Here is a 19,292-nt window from a genome sequence, read left to right as displayed (position 1 = left end):
CGTTGTCTCACGGTGAACTGATCCCCAGTCGGCTGACCGCCGACAGCCGATAGCTGGCAGCCCCTCCCCATGGTCGTCGAGAACGAAGTCCTCCCCTACCTACAGTGGCTCTGGCGTGGCGACGGCGCCTCGTTTGTCGACGGCAAGGGCGCGCTTGTTCAGTTTGCGATTATCGCGCTGACGATCTTCGTCCTCGGGCTGGTGGGCGGTTTCCTCGTGGCCCTCGTGCGGCAAGGCCCCGTCCGGGCGGGCGAGATCACCTACCGGACGCTGGTGGGCGGCTTCGGCGACCTGTTCCGGCTGTCGTTCCGCCGGATCGCCGCGCTCGCATCGCTGGCGATCAAGGAGTCGCTCCGCCGCCGGGTGTGGGTCGCCCTGGTCGTGTTCGCGATGATCTTGCTCTTTGCGAGCTGGTACCTGGGCGTCAACAACCGCGAGCCGGCCCGTCTCTACCTGAGCTTCGTCACCGCGGCGACCAGCTACCTGATGCTGTTGCTGTCACTGGTGCTGGCGGCGTTCAGCCTGCCGACCGACATCAAGAACAAGACCCTCTACACCGTCACGACCAAGCCGGTTCGCTCCGGCGACATCGTCCTCGGACGGATCTTAGGCTTTACCGTTCTCGGCACCGCGCTGCTGGCGATCATGGCGGCGGCGAGCTGGTTCTTCGTCAACGGCGCGCTCGCCCATACGCACACGGTTGATACGCGGTCGCTCGAAGCGATCCGCGGCGCCGACGGCGAGACGATCGGCAAAGAGGGCGAGACCTCGCGCGACGCCTTCCACACCCACCCCTTCAGCGTGGACGCCGAAGGTTACGGTTTCACCGATCAGGTGAGCGAGCACTCGCACGCCCTCACAGCGGATGGCGACGCGATCGTCGTCGGCCCGGCGGAAGGCTACCTGCGGGCCCGGGTGCCGCTGCGGGGCAAGATCAGCTTCCTGAACCCCCAAGGCGTGCCGGTCGCCAAGGGCATCAGCGTCGGCAACGAGTGGTCCTACCGCAGCTTCATCCAGGGCTCGACCCAGGCGGCGGCGGTCTGGACCTTCGACGGCGTTAACGAGTCGACCTTGATGGAGTACGAGGACGGCTCGAAGTACCTGCCGGTCGCCGCCATCGTCCGCGTCTACCGCTCTTACAAGGGGATCATCGAGCAGGCGATCCAGGGGAGCATCCAGCTCCGCAATCCCGAGACAGGCGTCAAGTCGACGCTGCGGGTCTTCCCGGCGAAGGACTTCGCGATTGACTCGTTCGAATTCGCCAACGAGCAGACCGACACCGACCAAAACGACATCACGATCCTCGACGACCTCGTCACGGAGGACGGCCGGATCGAGGTGATCATCCAGTGCCTCGACCGCGGCCAGTACTTCGGCTTCGCCCAGGCGGATTGCTTTATCCGGCTGCCCGAGGGTTCGCCGCTCTGGAACTTCGTGAAAGGCTTCCTCTCGATCTGGATGCAGATGGTGATCGTCATCGCCGTGGCGGTGATGATGAGCACGTTCCTCAGCGGCCCGATCGCGATGGTGACCGCCATCACCTTTATCGTGCTCGGCTTCTTCCGGACCTTCTTCCTGCAGATCGCCTTGGGCGAATCCTACGGCGGCGGACCGGTCGAGTCCCTGGTGCGGCTCGTGACGCAGATGAACGTGATGAGTCCCTTCGAACGGACCCCCTCGGTCGACGCCATGAAGGCGATTGACGGCGTTCTCAAGGGGGCGATGCGGGCCGTCTCGAACGTGCTGCCCGACTTCAGCACCTACCTCGACCGGGTGCGTTACGTGGCCGAGGGCTTCTCGATCCCGACCGACGCGGTCCTGCACGACCTGACCGTTAGCCTCGCCTACGTCGTCGGCATGGCGATCGTCGGTTATTTCTGCCTGCGAACCCGCGAAGTCGCTAAGTCGTAAGCAAGTAGACGCCCTAACTTTTCCGCTCGTCCGCCCGATCTCGCGACCTCCGTTATGAACCGACGCAGCAGCTTCTATCGCAAAGTCACCTACGGCGTGGTGATCGCTGCGCTCCTGTTCCCGCTGTCGCTGCTGAGCGCGCCGGCGACGGTCGACTCGAAGGGGGGCAAGCTTGCCCAGCTTCGCGCCGAGAACGGCCTCAGCCAAGCCGGCTTGGGCGAGATCGACCCCGCTAGCGAGACGATCAAGCTGGCGACGCTCGGCCTGCGGGGCTTGGCCGTGCAGTTCCTCTGGAACAACGCCAACCACTACAAGAAGGTCGAGGACTGGACCAACCTCACCGCGACCCTCGAGCAGCTCGCGAAGCTCCAGCCGAACTTCATCACGTTCTGGAAGTTCCAAAGTTGGAACCTCAGCTACAACGTCTCGGTCGAGTTCGACGACTATCACGACCGCTACTACTGGGTCCGCCGCGGCATCCAGTTCCTCGAAGAGGGGCTTAATTACAACCGCGACAATCCGACGCTCCAATGGGAGCACGGCTGGGTCCTCGGCCAGAAGATCGGTCGCGCCGACGAGAAGGTGCAGTACCGCCGCCTCTTTAAGACCGACGACGAATACCACCCGGTCGACCGTCCGCCCGCGGAGCGCGACAACTGGTTGGTCAGCAAGAAGGCGTACCTCGACAGCGTCCGCTCGGTCGACGAACTGGGCAAGAGTCTCGGGAAGAAGAGCCCCGCGATCTTCTATTCCAGCGCGCCGAAGTCGCAGATGAACTACGCCGAGGCGATCGAGGACGAAGGCCTCTTCGACACGGCGGTCGCCGCCTGGAAGCTCGCCGGCCAAGATTGGCGCGAGTTCGGCAACATCCCCATCGAGCACTCGACCGGCAAGATCCTGGTCTTTAACGACGAGGAGTACCTGCAGGGTGAGGTCGAGCGGCTGCGCGCCGAACTCGAAGGGATCGCCGACGGGCTCCGCGCGGAGGTCGAAGCGGAAGCCCGCGCCCAACTCACCGAAGAGCAGAAGGTCGCCTCTGAGACGGATCCTAGCAAGCTGACCGAGGAGCAGACCGAAGCCTATTACGAGGCCAAGCAGATCCTGGAGGTGACGCCCGCCAAGCTCGCCGCGAAGGCGGCCGAGCTAGCGCCCGAGAAGGCCCGCGAAGCCAAGGAAATCGCCGCGGAGCTGATGGAGAAAGAGCTGCTCACCCGCTACATCCACAACTACAAAGACACCACGAACTACGACTATTGGGCGCTGCGTTGTGCGTTCGAGCAGTCGAAGCCCGCCGTCGCGGCGCGGTCGCTGCTCTATCGGGCGCGGCGTCAGTTCCTCGAGGAGGCCGACCCGGTCGCTGCGAAGGCCCTCTACGAAGAGGCGTTCGACCGCTGGGCCGAGGTCTTCGAAGAGTTCCCCAAGCTGAAGGACGGCGAGGGGACAACCGGCGACGACGTGATGGTCTTCATCACCGAGTACAACGACGTGCTCGAGCAACTTGACGAAGAGGTCCCCGAGGACTTCCCCCTCTGGGAGATCATCGAGAACTTTGACAGCGAACAGGTCTTCCAGCTGCAGCTCAGGGAACGTCGCCAGAGGCTCGGGGCCATCGAGCAAGAAGACGCTGCCGAGTCGGTCGATCCCTCCACGCAATCCGTCGATCCAGAGGCGTCGGACGATGGCGCCGAGCAAGCCGACCAAGATGACGCGGCCGAAGCGGACGAGGTCGATTAACCACAAAGGAACCGAGGAGTGCTATGAAGGGAATCGATCCCTTGGTTCCGTCGTTCCTTAGTGGTTCGCCTTCTTAGAGCCACTGCCGGCTGTGCTAGCACGGCGAAGCGGCCTTCTCTCGCCAATTCTGTCAGGCGACGGCGACCCCCGCGACGATACCGGAAAGGACTCTGTCTTTTCGGTTGACCTTGCGGGAGATAACGCCGTGCGAATTCCGTCGACCCGAGCCGCCACGATGCTGGCGCTCGTGCTCTGCACGCTGGCGCTCGTGCTCTGCGCTGGCGCTACGCTGGCGTCGTCGCCGGCCGAGAGGCTGGTGCTGCGGATGCGCGGCGCGGAAGCCGACGACAACCGCCCGACGGTCGTCACGGCGGTCGCGATTTCTGGCGACGGACAGCGGATCGCCGCCGGCGGAGACGACCACCACGTCCGCATCTGGAACGCCGCCGATGGCGTCGCGCTCAACAACCTGACCGCCCACGGCGATTGGGTCCGCGGGGCCCGCTTCGCCGCCGACGGCCGCCGGCTCGCGACGGTGTCGGCCGACCATACGGTCTGCCTCTGGAGCCTCGGCGTTGGTTCGCCCGAGTTGGTCGTACGCCGACTGGCTGGCGGCGCGCTGCAAGCGGTCGCTTGGCGCCCGGACGGGCAGGCGGTCGCCACCGCTGGGTTCGGTGATTCGCTGCGGGTGTTCGACCTCGACGCGGCGGACGACGCGGCGCCGGAAGAGCAGGGCTGCGCCTGCGAAGACACCCGGGCGGTGGCGTTCTCACCGGACGGTCGCTGGGTCGCCGCGGCGGGCCGCAACGGGGTCGTGCGGATGTGGGATCAGGTGGCGTCGGGCGGACCACGCGACTTGCCGAGCGATGGCCGCCGCGTCCGCGCGCTGGCGTTCTCGCCGGACGGAGAGACGCTCGCCGCCGGCGGCGACAGCCCCGCGGTGCGGCTCTGGCGTCGCGACCGAGACGGCTTCGGCGGCGTCCCGGACGAACTGCTGGTCCGGCCCGGCAAGGTCCACTCGTTGGCGTTTCTTGACGAGCGGGTGCTAGCGGTCGGCGACACGCAGAACGAAATCACGCTGTGGGACGCCGAGACCCGGGCCGAGCGGACCGTGCTCCGGGGCCACACCGGGACGGTGGCGGCGCTGGCGGTCAGCGACGATGGCCGTCGACTCGTGTCGGGCTCATTTGATACGACGGTCCGGGTCTGGGACCTCGACCCCGCCAATCTGCCCGTCGCGACGACCGCCGCCAAAACGGCGCCAAAAACACGCTGAAGTCGGTCCCTCGGCAAGGACGCCGAGCCCGCACCAGAAACAACCGTACTCACCGCCGGTTTCAAGGACGAAAACCCGTGGGACTATTCACCAAGCTACTCGGCCGCCCCTCGCGTCAGGCGCTACGCGCCCCCCGACGCACGCGCTTCGAGCAGGTGGAGGACCGCCGTATGATGGCGGCCGACGTGCTGCTGGGCTCGGTCTACTTCGAGGAGGCCACCGGTGACGACAGCCGCCCCGACACGATCCAGGTGTCGTTCGTCGGCGGCGCCGCGGGGACGACGCTCGACCGCCTCGTCATCGACGGCGACAAGCTGGGCGACGGCCTGACCGCCGGCGACATCTTCTTCGACACCCTGCCGGCGACCCCGGGCTCGTTCGGCTCGGTCGGCTACGCGGAGGTCGAGAGCGACGGCTTCACGGTGACCAGCGTCGAGGTGCTCGACGGCGGCATGACGATCGTCTTCAACTTCAGCGGCTTCGAGGCGGGCGAGAAGCTGGTCTTCTCGATCGACGTCGACGAGTGGGGCGTCACCAAGCTCGGCCCGAACCCGAACCCGCTCGCCGAGGGCGCCGAGTTCGAAGGGACGACCCTCACCGGCGACTTCAGCGCGCCGGGCTTTGTCGATCTGACGATGGAGGCGTTGTACTTCGACGCGTTCGACGCCAACTTCGCCGCCGAGGAGGCCGCCGCCGGGGCGACGCTTAGCAGGCTACCCAACGACGCCTACGACACGAGCGTCAACTACGTCGACCGCACCGCCGGCGCCGTCGCGCGGGCGCAGCAGGTCGAGCTTGCGCGGATCTCGGGCTACGTCTACCACGACCGCGACGACGACGGCGCCCGTGACGCCGGCGAAGAGGCGATCTCTGGCGTGACGGTCGAGCTGCTCGACGCCGCGGGGCAGGGGACCGGCGTCTACACGACCACCAACGCCCAAGGCTACTACGAGTTCCGCGACTTGGTCGCTGGCACGTACGGCGTCCGCGAGACGCAGCCCACCGGCTGGTTCGACGGCAAGGACACGATCGGCTCGAACGGCGGCGCCGTCGCCAACGACCTGCTGAGCGGCGCCGTCCTCAACTGGGGCGACCGCGCGGTCAACTACAACTTCGGCGAGCTGCTGGCCGGTTCGATCGCGGGCCGTGTCACCGGCCACAACCGTCCCGACTGCGACCCGGACGATCCCGACTTTGTCATTGAAGGCGTTACGATTCAGCTGCTCTCGCCTCAAGGCGTGGTGCTGCAGACGACCACGACCGACGAGGAAGGCCGCTACTCGTTTACCGGCTTGCGTCCCGGCGAATACCAAGTCCGCGAACTGCAGCCGACCGGCTGGTACGACGGCGACGAGCACGTCGGCTCGGCGGGCGGCGTGGTCTCGAGCGACGACCTGATCTCCGGCATCGCCATCGGGTCGGACGAGGACGCCGTCGAGTACGACTTCTGCGAGCACGTCGGCGCGATGCTCTCGGGCTACGTCTATCACGACCGCTCGAACGACGGCTCGCGCGACCCGGGCGAGGAGCCGATCGCCGGCGTGACGGTCAAATTGCTCCGCGCCGACGGGACGGACACCGGCCTCCGGGCGGTGACCGACTCCACGGGCCTCTACAAGTTCAACAACCTCGACCGCGGCACGTACTGTGTCATGGAGGTCCATCCCGAAAACTGGATCGACGGCCTCGACACGGCCGGCACGCTCGGCGGCGACGCGACCAATCCGGGCGACATGATCTGCGAGATCACGCTCGACTTCGGCGACGACGCCCGCGAGTACAACTTCGGCGAATTGCAGCCCGGCTCCATCGCGGGCCGAGTGACGGGGCACAACACGCCCGACTGCGACCCGGACGACCCCGACTTCGTGATCCCGAACGTCACGATCCAACTGCTCGACGCGCAGGGGAACCTCCTGCGGACGACCCAGACCAATGCGGCGGGCGAGTACAAGTTCGACAACCTGCCGCCCGGCGTTTACCAGGTTCGTGAGCTGCAGCCCGCGGGCTACTACGACGGCGACGAGCACATTGGCTCGGTGGGTGGCGTCTTGGCAACCAACGACGTGATCGCCTCGATCGACCTCGGCTCGGACATCGACGCGGTCCGTTACGACTTTTGCGAGCACGTCGGCGCTAGCCTCTCGGGCTACGTCTATCACGACCAGTCGGACGACGGCGTGAAGGACGCGAGCGAGGACCCGATCGCGGGGGTGACGCTCGAACTGCTCGATGCGGCGGGGCAAGGGACCGGCGTTTTTGCGACGACCGACGCGCTGGGCTACTACGAGTTCACGAACCTCGACGCGGGGACCTACGGCGTCCGCGAGACGCAGCCCGCCGGCTGGTTCGACGGCAAGGACACGATCGGCTCGAAGGGGGGCGCGGTCGCCAACGACCTGCTGACCGGCGCGGTGCTGCAGTACGGCGACAACGCGGTCAACTACAACTTCGGCGAGCTGCTGGCCGGGTCGATCGCCGGGCGCGTGCACGCCTCGACCGACGGCGACTGCAGCTTCGATGACCCGGAGATCTTGCTGTCGGGCGTGACGATTCAGCTGCTGTCGCCGCAGGGCGCGGTGCTGCAGACCACGACGACCGACTCGCTGGGCCGCTATTCGTTCACCGGCCTGAAGCCGGGCGAGTACCAGGTGCGCGAGCTGCAGCCGACCGGCTACTACGACGGCGATGAGCACGTCGGCACCGCCGGCGGCGTCGCGACCGACGACCTGCTGTCGAACGTCGTGATCGGCTCGGACGTCCACGCCACCGAGTACGACTTCTGCGAGCATGTCGGCGTTAACTTGTCGGGCTACGTCTACCACGACCGCAGCAACGACGGCGTCCGCGATCCGGGCGAAGAGCCGATCCCGCAGGTGACTCTCAAGCTGCTCCGTGGCGATGGCACGGACACCGGCCTGCGGGCGGTGACCGACAGCCGCGGCTTCTATCAGTTCACGAACCTCGACGCGGGCACTTACTGCGTCATGGAGGTTCAGCCGACCGGCTGGCTCGACGGCCTCGATACGGCCGGCACCGAGGGGGGCGACGCGACCAACCCGGGCGATATGATCTGTGAGATCACGCTCGAGTTTGGCGACGACGCCCGTGAGTACAACTTCGGCGAGCTGCTGCCCGGCTCGATCGCGGGCCGCGTCACCAGCTCGCCCACCGGCGACTGCATGGACGGCAGCCCGCAGACGCCGATCCTGGGAGTCGTGATCCAGCTGCTCGACGCCAGTGGCGCCGTGATCCGCACGACGACAACCGACGCGTCTGGCGCTTATCGCTTCGACAATCTCGCGCCGGGCGTCTACTCGGTCCGCGAGGTGCAGCCAGCGGGTTACTTCGACGGCGTCGAGATGGCGGGGTCGGTCGGCGGCGTCGTCACAAACGACCTTGTAAGCCAGATCACGATTGGCTCGGACATCCATGGCGTCCATTACGACTTCTGCGAGGCCCCTCCGGCGGCGCTGTCGGGCTACGTCTTCGTAGACGGCGGCGCGATCCTGTCGAACAACGGCGCCCTGCCGGACAGTATCTACAACCTGAAGGACGGCCAGCGGACCGCTGACGATACGCCACTGGCGGGCGTTGTGGTGCGGCTCGTTAACGGGACGACGGGCGCCCCGCTCTATCAGCTCAAGCCGGGCGAGACCGAGCTCGACGCGCCGCTTGGCGCCGCCTTGATCGTCGCTTTGCCGGGGACCTACACCGACGGGGTTTTCGAGACCGTCACCGACGCCAACGGCTACTACGAGTTCCTCGGGCTGCCGGCCGGTTCGTACGGCGTTGTCGAGGTGCAGCCGAGCGGCTTCCTCGACGGCCTCGACACGGCGGGGACCACCGGCGGCGACGCCCGCAACCCGACCGACCCCAGCGTGCCGCAGAATCCGATCCCGTTTGGGCTCGATTATGGCGACGACTTTATCGCGCGGATCGACATCACCGCCGGCGATTTCTCTCGAGAAAACAACTTCAGCGAGGTGACGACCTACCGTGGTTGGCTCCCGCCCGACACACCGACGCCCGAGCCGCCCTACACCCCGCCGACAGCGCTGACGCCCGGCACGCCGTTGCCACTACGGCCCTTGCCGCCGCCGCCACGGCCGGGCGAAGAGATCTACGGCGGCTCAAGCCAGGCGGTCGGCTACACGTGGCACCTTAGCGTCGTCAACGCGGGCCAGCCCCGCGCGTACGCTTCGGAGAACACCCCGATGCGGTTTGCGTCGCAATCGACGGACGACCTCTGGCAGGGCTCCGAGCGGAGCGAGTCGCAACTCAGCCAGGCCAAGTGGCGGCTGCTTGCCAACGACGTCGAGGGGACCGAACTGAGCGACCTGCTCTTCGGCTTAGAGGATGCGATCCCCGTGGCGGGCGATTGGGACGGCGACGGCGTCACCGATGTCGGCGTCTTTATCGACGGCGACTGGTACCTCGACCTCGACGGCGATGGCCGGTGGGGCGTCGGCGACCTGTGGGCGCAGCTCGGTTCGCGGGACGACCTGCCGGTCACCGGTGACTGGGACGGCGACGGCAAGACCGACATCGGCATCTACGGCCCCGCTTGGCCCCGCGACCCGCACGCGATCGAGCGCGAGCCCGGCATGCCCGACGTCGCCAACTACCCTGGATCGCACGCCGATCTCGCGAAGAACATGCCGCCGACGCAAGAGAACGCCACCAGCGGCGCCCGCTTACTGGCGCGACTCCGTGAGAAGATTCAGGGCCGGCGCGCCGACCTGATCGACCACGTCTTCCACTACGGCGCCCCGGGTGACGCCCCGGTGGTCGGCGACTGGAACGGCGACGGCGTCCGCACGATCGGCGTCTTCCGCGATGGCTCGTGGAACCTCGACACGAACGGCGACGGCCGGCTCGACGAGCACGACCGCGCGGTCACGCTCGGCCAGGCGGGCGACACCCCGTTGGTGGGCGACTTCAACGGCGACGGCGTCGACGACCTGGGCGTCTATCGCCACGGCCGCTGGCTGGTCGACGCGGACGGCGATGGCGAGCTCGAAGAGATGGAGCTCGCAGCGACCGACCAGGCGCTCGCCGACGGAACGGACGGCAAGCCGGTCGTGGGCGACTGGGACGGCGACGGCCGCGACGAGCCGGCGCTCTACAGCCCGGCCGAGGGCGCTGGTGCGGAGGGCCCGGAGGTGCGCGTGTCGCTCCGCAAAGCGGGGTGAAAGTTGGCGGGGGGGCGCACTCCGCTTACTACGTGCGCGGCTCTAAACAACTTCGCTGACAAATCGGCATAGAGCCGCGCACGAAGTAAGCGGAGAGAGCCCGACTGCGCCGCCGCGTTCAACTCGCCTTCAACTGCGTCAGCTCCGCCTTCAGCGATCCGATCTCGCGCTCGAGCTGGGCGACCTCGTCGGGGTCGTCCATCTGCTGCTTGGCGCCGTTGAGCTGTTGCTGCAAGGTGTCGAGCTTCTTGCGGATGACTTCAACGCGTTTCTTGGCTTTCTTATCCATGCGGCGCCTCCGGGCGGCTTATTCAGGGTCGACAATGAGGGGGTCGCCGAACGCCGGCGCTTCGTCCATCAAGGGCGTCGCGACGCGGGCGTCGGGCAGGTCGCGGAACGACCGGAGCATCGCCCCCGTGACATAGGTCGCCAGGCACAGGACCAGCGCCACGTTGAGCCACAGCTTCAAGGAACCCCGCATGCGTTCCGCCAATGAGGTTTTGCCGGCGACGAGGGCCATGATCACCATGACGCCCAGCGCGAGCAAGAACTTCACACCGAACAACGGATGGTAGAGCGCCGGCAGGTTCTCGTAGGCGCCCACGACGAAGATCAGGTTGTAGAAACCGCTGAGCAGGAGCAGCCCGGTGCAGGCCGCGACGCAGCGGGCCCAGGTCTTGCGGCGATCGGCGAAGAGGGCGGCCTCGGCGCCGTCCGCGGGCGCTGCGGGGGCGAGCACAAACCGCAAGTAGATGAGCCCTCCCAGCAGCGTGCCGGCGCAGGTCGTGTGAACCACGCGTGAAAGCAGGCTGGCGAGGTAGCCGGCGTCGTAAGTCGGCGTCGCAGCGGCGAGGATCGCGGTGATATCCATAGAACGAGCTTCCGTCAGGCGAGGGGCGTGTGAGGGGATCGTAGGGCCCCCGAAGCCGAGCGTCCACGGCCCCCGGGGCGGCGTTTCATGACAGACCTAGCAATCGGAGCGACTGTTGTTTGTCGGTGACCTCGCCATCGAGCTGAGCCGCCCTCGCTTTCTGCAGCAGGGAGCCGAAATCAGGCCCGGGTCGTTTGCCGGCCGCGATCAGGTCGGCGCCGACCAGCAGGGGCGCCGGGTCCAATAAATCGGGCCGCCAGGCCAGGCGCTCCTCGCAGAAACGCTGCGCCGCGTCTTCGGCGCCGGCGGCGCGACGCAGGGAGACCAATGCCGGCCCCCCCTCAGCGGCGAGCAACGGCTGAACCTGCGACCAGGGCGACGACTCGGCTCCGTCTAGTCGGTCGTGATGCTCAACGAGCCAAGCGCCAAGGTCGATCTCTCTATTCGTCCAACGCAGCGAGCGCCCGACCTTTGCAACTTGAGCGGGCTCGGCCGCGTCGAGGAGCGTCGCCGCCAAGGCAAGCGGCGCCGAGGGGCTCTCAAGCCGCCCCAGTCGCTCTTCGGCGTCGGCGATCATTGCTTCACCCGCCGCGGCAAGTGGGGGCAACACCCACGGCAGCAGGCCCGTCGCCGTCAGCAGTCGCACCGCGCGCGGTGGGTCGGTCTCGGTCAGCATCCGCCGCACCTCGACGCCGATGCGTTCGGCGCTGACGTCGCGGATCGCCTCGGCGTGCCGGCGGATGGCGTCGGCGGTCTCCCGGTCGAGCGCAAAGCGGAGCGACGCCGCGAACCGTACCGCGCGGAGCATCCGCAGGCGGTCCTCGGCGAAGCGCTCGTCGGCGTCGCCGATCGCGCGCACGACGCCCGCCGCCAAGTCGACTTGGCCACCAACGAAGTCGATCACCAGCTCGGTCGTCGGATCGTAGAACATGCCGTTGATCGTGAAGTCACGCCGCTTGGCGTCTTCCTCGGCGCTGGTGAACTCGACCGAGTCGGGCCGGCGTCCGTCGCTGTAGCCGCCGTCGTTGCGGAACGTGGCGACTTCGATCGGATCGGCGTCCTTCGGGCCGAGCACGGTGATCACGCCAAACGCGGCGCCGACGGCCAAGGTGCGTCGCTTGCCGAATAACGCGCGAACCACGTCGGGCGGGGCGTCGGTAGCGACGTCGTAGTCCTTCGGCGTCTTGCCGAGGAGCTGGTCGCGGACGCACCCCCCCGCCCACAGCGCCTCGTGGCCCGCGTCGCGGAGGCGGCGGACCACCTCGACGGCGAAGTCGCGTTGCGGGGATTCAACGGTCACGGGCCAGTCCAGGCACAAGGTAGTCCGGTCACAAGGTAGTCACGGTCGCGGCTTGTCGGGCATCGGCGATGGCGCCCGAAATCGCTCCAACCGACGCGGCCCGGGCGGCGTCGTCCCACGTGATCGCGTGCGAGACACCAGGCGCCAGGAACACGAGCGTCAGCGACGCGGGGCGGGCGCCGGTCGCCGCCTCGATAGCGTGAGCATACACGGCCATCTGCAAGGCGTATTCCTTCGCCAGAGCAGGGACCCCCTTGGCGTCGACCGAGTTCGTTTTGTAATCGACCAAATGCCAGCCGCCCGCGGCGTCTTGGTAGAGGGCGTCCAAGTAGCCCCGAATCATGGCGGGATTCGCCGCGCTCGCCTCGGGGGGCCAGCGGAGCAGGAACTCCGTTTCACGATCGAGCCGGGCCGCCGACCGCATCGCCGCCCATTCGGGCGTCGCGATGAACCGCCGCACGAGCCGCTTCGCTTCGCGGGCGCCCTCTGGCGCCGCACGGCGCAGCTCGCGCGGCGCCAGCGCGTCGGACCAGCGGTCGATCGCACTCTCCCAGGAGTCGGCCGCCGGGTCGAGCCGTTCGATGACGGCATGCACGAGCGTCCCCAGCCGACGCGGATCGACGCCCTTGGCCGCCGTCGGTTCTTCGGAGGTCTCGCCGCTCGCTCCGCGGTGTAGTTTGCCCGAAAGCCGCGAGACGCTGAAAGTGACGAGGTCCTCGGGGAGGATCGCGATCGGGGCGGCGTCTCCCACCGGCGCCGCCGGCGTGGCGCCCGCGTCGAAGGCCTCGAGCGCGTGGTGCAACTGGCGGCGCGTGGTCTCTCCCCGTCCCGCGACCGCGGCTGGCGGTGGGACGACCTCAACCAACGGCGGAGCTGGCTCATCGTCGAGCAACTTGCCGGTCGTCAGGTCGAAGCGCTCGGCCAACCGTTTCAACCAGGGCCCTTCTAGTTTGATTTCGCCGTCGTAGCAACTCGACAGGATCAATCGATCCGCAGCGCGGGTGCAGGCGACGTAGAACAAGCGATCGCGTTCCTCCTCGTCGAGCGGCTTCTCGGTCGCCCGCCAGAAGTCGAGGCCGATCGGTGGGCCCTTTTCTTTGTCGTCATCGCGTCGTGGCGCTGGGCGCACCAACGGACCGAGCCGCGGGTCGAAGACCGCTTGGGCCGACTCGCTGCGGGTTCTCCGGTTGAGGTCGGGGAGCACCACCACGGGGAACTCGAGCCCCTTCGAGGCATGGACCGTCATCAGCCGCACGACGTCGGCGTCGCCTTCGGTCGTCGCGGCGAGCGCTTCCTTGGGGGGCGTGTTCACAAACTCGGTAAGCCGCGCCGTGAGGCCTCGTACTCCCGTCCCGGTGGCGTCCGATTGGCGGGCTTGCTCGTGGAGTTTCTCGAGGTTGGCCAACTTCCGCTCGCCGAGGAAATCGGCCAACAGCGTGGCGTCGTAGCTGGTCGCGTCCCATGCTTGGCGGAGCAACTCGGCGGCGCCGACGCGGTCCTTCTCACGCCGCAACCGCACGAGGGTGTCGCGGGCGTGGCGAGCGATCCGCTTCTCGTCGGCCGAGAGCTCGGGTGGCAGCGACCCCGCCGCCAGCCCCGCGTTGAGACCCCCCCGTTGCGCCAGCCAGAAGAGGGCGTTATCAGGCAGACCGAACATCGGGCTGCGGAGCACGCCGGCCAGGGCGATCTCGTCGCTCTCGCTGAGGAGCGTCCGCAGCAGGTTGAGAACGTCGTAGACCTCTTGCTGGGCGTAGAACGCGTGGCCGCCCACCAAGTAGTACTCAAGCCCCGCCTCACGCAGAGCCTGCTCGTACTCGGCGACGTCGCTCAACGCGCGGAGCAGGATGGTGAAGTCCCCCTGCCGCACGGGGCGGGCCGCGTCGGCGGCCTTGTCGTAGACGAGCGGCGCCCCTTCGTCGATCAGCTGCCGGATCCGCGCCGCGACGGTCGCCGCCTCGGCGCTCCGCTGCGCCGACACGCCTTGCTCTTCGGGCGGCGGAGTCCAGAGCATCTCAACGGCCGGCGCCGGGCCGACCTGCGGGCGGTTCGCCGACAGCTTGGCGTAACCCGCGACGAACAGCGGCTCGAACAACGTGTTGACAAAATCCAGCACCGCCGGCTGGCTGCGGAAGTTCTTCGAGAGGGTGAGCCGCCCCGCCTCGGGAGCGGCCGCTCGCAAATCTTGGAAGACCTGCGGCACGGCGCCGCGGAAGCGGTAGATCGATTGCTTGAAGTCGCCGACGAAAAATAGCGTCCGCTCGCCTTCGAGGCCGTCGAGCGGCGCCGCGTCACTCGGGGTCCCGGCGACGATCGCCCGCACGAGTTCGGCCTGCAGCGGATCGGTGTCTTGGAACTCATCGACCAGCAGCACCCGCACCTGCCCCGCAATGCGGCCGCGGGCGTCGGCGAGCGCCGGGTCGGTCAACAAGCGGTGCGCCTCGGTGAGCAGGTCGTCGTTGTCGAGCACGCCGCGGTCGCGCTTGAGGCGGTCGTACCGCTTCGCCGTATCGTGCGCCAGGTGGAGCACCTGCAGCCCGAGTTCCGCGGCACGTCGCATCGACTCCGGATTGCCGGGGCGGCGTTGCTTGTCGAGAACCTCGCGGAGCGACTTCAGAAGCGCCGTGAATTGCTGTTTGGACGCTTTGTCGGGCCAGTCCTTAACGCCGCACAGGTCCTTGCCGGTCGCGGGGTTCCGGAAATTCAAGTAGGGGCGCAACTGCCGGATCGCGTCGTCTTGGTCGTCTGCGTCGGGGATTTGCTGAAGAGCGGTGCGGACGTCGATGATCCAGTCGGCAAAACCCTCTTTAACGGGTGTCGCCGACGCCGTGAGGTCGAGGAGTTCTTCGACCAGCGGATTCGTAAGGAACTCTCGCGCATACCGAGGCGCCACTTCCGTGACGTAAAACTGGCGCCAGGAAGCTATCAGGTCGTCGGCCGTCGCCTTCCGCCACTTAGCAAACTCGGGCGTCTTCGAGCTTTCGGCCAGCGCGCGGATGTGATTACGGAGGCCGTTGAGATCGAACTCGGCGGCTGTCGCGATCAGGTCCTCGTCGAGCTCGCCGTCGCGCGGCGCGAGCCGGGCCCGCAGCGTCGCGTCGACCGCGGATGACTTGAGCACCGCCGCCGCGGCGGGATCGAGCACCGTAAACGCCGGGTCGACGCCCAACTCGATCGCATGGTTGCGGATCAGGGTGCTGGCGAACGAGTGAATCGTCGAGACCCGCGCCGTGTCGAGCTTCCGCAGCAGGGTCCGCCAGAACGGCGCGTCGGCGGCGTCCGCCGTCAGCAACCGCTCGCGGCACCGCGCGCGGATCCGGCCACGCATCTCGCGGGCGGCGGCGTCGGTGAAGGTGATCGCAACCAGGTGATCGAGGTCGGCGACGGTCGCCACTTCTTCGCGCGACGGGTCAAGGTGCGACAGGAACCGCTCGGTCAATACAAACGTCTTGCCACAGCCCGCGCCTGCGTCGACGGCGATCGACGGGACCGTCGCCTTCAGCGCCTTGTCTTGTTCTTCGGTGTACTCGAGTTGACTCATGACGACCCCTCCGCTTCGGCGGGTTTCGTCTTGCCGAGCGCCCGCGTCTGGCCGACACGGCAGATGGTGCGGAACTCGCAGCTTTTGCCGCAGTCCTCGTCGTCGTTCAGCATCGGGAAATCGCCACTCCGGATCTCACCGACGAGCGACTCGCAGCGCCGCAGCACCGTGCCGACGGTGGCCTGCCATTCGTCGGAGGGTCGCGCGACGCCGTCTTCGAACACGACAAGCGGCAGCTCCTTCGGCGCCGGCGCGACGAAGCCGTTGCGCTGCAGCACCCAGTAGCCGGCGCCGACGGGGATCGCGCCCGCGTCGAGTAGCAGCTCTTGCGCCGCCAGCGCGTAGAGGACCGGCTGCAGTTGCTTGCCCGACTCGATGTGTTCCACCTTGACGGTGTACTGCTTGGCCGTCTTGTAGTCGATGACGACAAAGAGCGTCCGGTCGCCCATCTTGGCGGTGTCGATGCGGTCGATGCGGCCGGTCACCTGGAGCGTCTCGCCCGAAGGCAACGACAGCGCGAGCGGTTGGTCGACGCTGTGTGGGTCCTCCGGTTCCTCCGTCGATTTCCCCGGGCCGAAGCGGGCCTCGAACAACGCCGGCCGCATCGCGACGCCGGCGTCGCTCCAACGCTTGTCGTTCTCGAAGCGTTCCTGCTGGTCGGCGTAGTTCTGGGCCCATTCGGTCGCTTGGCGGGCTTCGATGCGGGCAAGCGCCGCCTCGTGCGCGGGGAGCTTGCCACTCTCGACGGCGGCGTTGATCCGGTCGACGATCCGTTCGGTGAGCCGCCCGGCGAACTCCGAGCTCAGACGCTTGCCCTCGGGCAACTCGGCGAGAAGCTCCGCCAAGCTCTCGGCCAACGCGTCGTGCATCAGCAGCCCCCGGCGGCGATAGTCGACGCCGAGCGTCAACTCCCCAGCGGGCTGCATCCGCAGCACCTGGCGGGAGAAGAACTTGAACGGGCAGGTCGCCATCAGCTCGAGCTGGCTGGCGCTCCAGAGGTGATCGGTTCCGAAACGTTCCTTCAGAGCGGCGGCCGCGGCGTCGCTCTCGAGCGCCCCTTCCCAAGGGCCAAACGAGTCGCCCCGGGCGCGGGCGTCGACAGATCGCAACGCGTCAACAAGCGAAAGGTCTCCCGCCGCGGCAACGGTCGCGAGGCCCTGGGCGTCGCCCGCGACGGCCCGCTGCACCGCCGCCTGGCGCGCTTCGCGTCGCGAATGCGGCTCGCCCTCGGCGACTGCCACGCTGAGCAGCGGCGGCTCACCACCACGCAGGGCGCCGGGCTCGAAAAGACGTTCGACGTCGGTCAGGTAGGGGCTGGCAAACAACGGCTGGGCCGCGTCGTCGAGCGCCGCGTAGGCAAACGTCAGGCTCGCCGACGGCGTCGCGCACAGCTCGTAGAACAGCAGCATCGCTTCGTCCGCGCCCTCGGCGTCGGACGCCGCGAGGGCGCTCTCGCCCGCCTCGACCACCAGCAGATGCTCGCACGGAAGCCCGATCGCGGTCGTCAGACCGACGACCCGCACCGTTCCTTCGCTGTCGCTCCGCTTGGACAGCCGCAATCGGGTCGCCCAACATCGCACCAGCCACGCCCAATCCTTGAGCGACACCGCGCGCGGCTCGCGACCACGCCAGCGGGCGAGCGATTCAACCGCCGCGGCGGCTTCTTCGAGGGCGTCGCCCGCTTGACGATTGACCGCGTCGGCCCCGTCGCGGAGGCCGGCGTGGCCGAGCCGGCGCAGCACGGCGTCGGTCGCGTCGAGCCATTCGAGCGGCGTCGCCTCGTCGGGGAGCGTGTCGCAAGCGTCGGCAAGCGTCTGCAACGCCTGCGACGCGGACCGCGCCGCTTCCGCCAGCCGCCGCACCGTCGAGGTGGTCGCTTCGCGGGCGGCGAGCTGTTCGATCTGGTGGAGGACGTAGCCACGCCGTTGGGGGATCTGCAGCTCGCGGATCAACCACTCCGTGGCGGCGCGGACCGAGGCGAAGCCTTCGCCGGGGCCGGGCGCCGACCACGCCGTCAGGTCGCTGCGTGAAACGAAATCGACCAGCGGGCCGAACGCCCAATCGCTGGTGACCACCTCTAGCAGCGCCGTCGCCGCCGCGACACACGGCGCCACACTGAGCCGGTCCGCCGCATCGACCGACACGGGGACGCCATACTCCCGCAAGGCCTCGGCGTAGCGGGGCGCCGCCGAGTCGATCTGCGGGGCCGCAACGAGGATCTCGGCCGGCTTCACGCCCGAGACCAGCAGCGCCTTGACCCGCCGTGCGACCCGGCGGGCCGTGTCTTGCGCGCTGCCGCCCGCGACGATGGCGACCCCCTCATGGCCGCCGTGGCTTGCCGAATCGTCATCAAACAGTCCGCGACGTAACCGCTCCAGCCCGGACGGCGGCAGCGAGTCTTCCGTGGCAAGCGACGGCGACAACTCATCAACTCGCAGGGTCTTGAGCCAACGCTCGCGGAGCGTCACCGCCCCCGCGAGCGACGCTGCCGCCGGCAGGTCGGGCGTTGGTCCCGCGACCGCGACGAAGACCTCGTCCGCCAATTCGGCGAGGGCGGCGATCAGCTGTTCTTCGATCGGCGTGATCGACAGCGGCAGGTCGAGGATCAACCGCCGTGGCGTGTTGGAGCGATCCGCCTGCTGCATCGCGACGAGCAGCGCTTCTTCGTCGTCCAGCAGCTGGTCGCGGTCGATAGCGGCGAGGTAGTCGCGGTAGATTCGCGCGATGGCGCCCCCCGCCTCCTCGCCGTCGAGCTTCCGCAAGGCGCTGCCGGCTTGTTCGGGGCCGACCCCTTGGCGACGGAGCTGGCGGAACCGCGAGCCGAGAAACTCGACCAAGCCGGGCGATTCGAGCAGCGACTCCAAAGGCCCCAGACCCGCCCGGTGTTTCACCGCGGCGGCGAGCTCGCCGATCAGCGTCGACCGGGCGGCCGGTCCGAGCGGCAACCGCTCCGCGAGCCGCGTCAGGGCGTTCGCGGCTTGCCGGAGCGTCATGACGCCCGGCGCGAGTCGGCCGGCGGCGCCTGACGACGCCATTTCTCGGCGGACGGCCGCCGCCGCGGCGGGGGTGGCGACGATCCACCAGGCCGGGGGGCCTTCGTCAATCACCCGCAGCAACGCCGAACGCCGTGCGACGGGGGAACCGGCGACCGCCTGGATCGAGCGAGGCGGCACGGCGGCTCCTGTGGCGGGAACGGAGAAAGAGGGGCGTTGCGGAGGCGGCCGATCGCTCGGTGGCCGAAGGGGCAATTACAGCGGGGTTAGCCCCGCCGGCGTATACCTCGCAGGAGGGGTTTTTCACGCAATTGTTGACAGCAAGCAGCCACAGTGCTTTACTTCTTAACGGAACAGTGTAGCGGGAGATTCCTTCCGCCAAGACTGACGGGGCCCGTTCGCTGGCGCCTCGTTCTGAATTAGGGGAGCTTTCTGCTCTTCTCAGGGTCCACTGCGAGCTTGCTGTTGAGCGGT

The 19,292-nt window shown here is 68.0% G+C and carries 9 protein-coding genes; 4 read left to right on the top strand and 5 right to left on the bottom strand.

Annotated elements, in window-relative coordinates:
• Nucleotides 1-69 precede the first annotated feature (69 nt).
• The 4 genes from Pla108_RS15170 to Pla108_RS15155 all read left to right on the top strand — a co-directional run bounded on the left by Pla108_RS15170 (nucleotide 70) and on the right by Pla108_RS15155 (nucleotide 10,116).
• Nucleotides 70-1,911, top strand: coding sequence for a hypothetical protein (locus tag Pla108_RS15170; protein ID WP_146445808.1), 1,842 nt, complete (start codon nucleotides 70-72; stop codon nucleotides 1,909-1,911).
• A 54-nt stretch (nucleotides 1,912-1,965) separates the two neighbouring features.
• Complete coding sequence (locus Pla108_RS15165; RefSeq protein WP_146445807.1) at nucleotides 1,966-3,645, top strand: hypothetical protein; 1,680 nt, start codon at nucleotides 1,966-1,968, stop codon at nucleotides 3,643-3,645.
• Between the two features lie 205 nt (nucleotides 3,646-3,850).
• On the top strand, nucleotides 3,851-4,921 hold the full coding sequence (locus tag Pla108_RS15160) for a WD40 repeat domain-containing protein (RefSeq protein WP_146445806.1): 1,071 nt from the start codon (nucleotides 3,851-3,853) through the stop codon (nucleotides 4,919-4,921).
• 77 nt (nucleotides 4,922-4,998) lie between these two features.
• Nucleotides 4,999-10,116, top strand: a complete 5,118-nt coding sequence (locus tag Pla108_RS15155) for an SdrD B-like domain-containing protein (RefSeq protein WP_146445805.1) — start codon at nucleotides 4,999-5,001, stop codon at nucleotides 10,114-10,116.
• Between the two features lie 118 nt (nucleotides 10,117-10,234).
• On the opposite strand, the gene Pla108_RS21030 is transcribed toward Pla108_RS15155, so the two are convergent.
• From Pla108_RS21030 to Pla108_RS15135, 5 genes are all read right to left on the bottom strand, one after another.
• Nucleotides 10,235-10,405, bottom strand: a complete 171-nt coding sequence (locus tag Pla108_RS21030; RefSeq protein ID WP_197526600.1) for a hypothetical protein — start codon at nucleotides 10,403-10,405, stop codon at nucleotides 10,235-10,237.
• An 18-nt stretch (nucleotides 10,406-10,423) separates the two neighbouring features.
• Nucleotides 10,424-10,987, bottom strand: a complete 564-nt coding sequence (locus tag Pla108_RS15150) for a hypothetical protein (protein WP_146445804.1) — start codon at nucleotides 10,985-10,987, stop codon at nucleotides 10,424-10,426.
• A gap of 85 nt (nucleotides 10,988-11,072) precedes the next feature.
• Entirely contained in the window at nucleotides 11,073-12,287 is a 1,215-nt protein-coding gene (locus Pla108_RS15145; RefSeq protein ID WP_146445803.1) for a CCA tRNA nucleotidyltransferase, read from the bottom strand.
• A gap of 28 nt (nucleotides 12,288-12,315) precedes the next feature.
• Entirely contained in the window at nucleotides 12,316-15,825 is a 3,510-nt protein-coding gene (locus Pla108_RS15140; RefSeq protein ID WP_146445802.1) for a UvrD-helicase domain-containing protein, read from the bottom strand.
• Nucleotides 15,822-18,998 (bottom strand): PD-(D/E)XK nuclease family protein, encoded by a 3,177-nt coding sequence (locus tag Pla108_RS15135; protein WP_146445801.1) that lies wholly within the window; start codon nucleotides 18,996-18,998, stop codon nucleotides 15,822-15,824. Before Pla108_RS15135 ends, Pla108_RS15140 begins: the two co-directional genes overlap by 4 nt.
• Nucleotides 18,999-19,292: the final 294 nt, after the last annotated feature.

It is taken from the genome of Botrimarina colliarenosi, assembly GCF_007859955.1.
Taxonomy (GTDB): domain Bacteria; phylum Planctomycetota; class Planctomycetia; order Pirellulales; family Lacipirellulaceae; genus Botrimarina; species Botrimarina colliarenosi.
The sequence above is the reverse complement of the archived record's forward strand: the minus strand, read 5'-3'. Positions and strand labels throughout refer to the sequence as shown.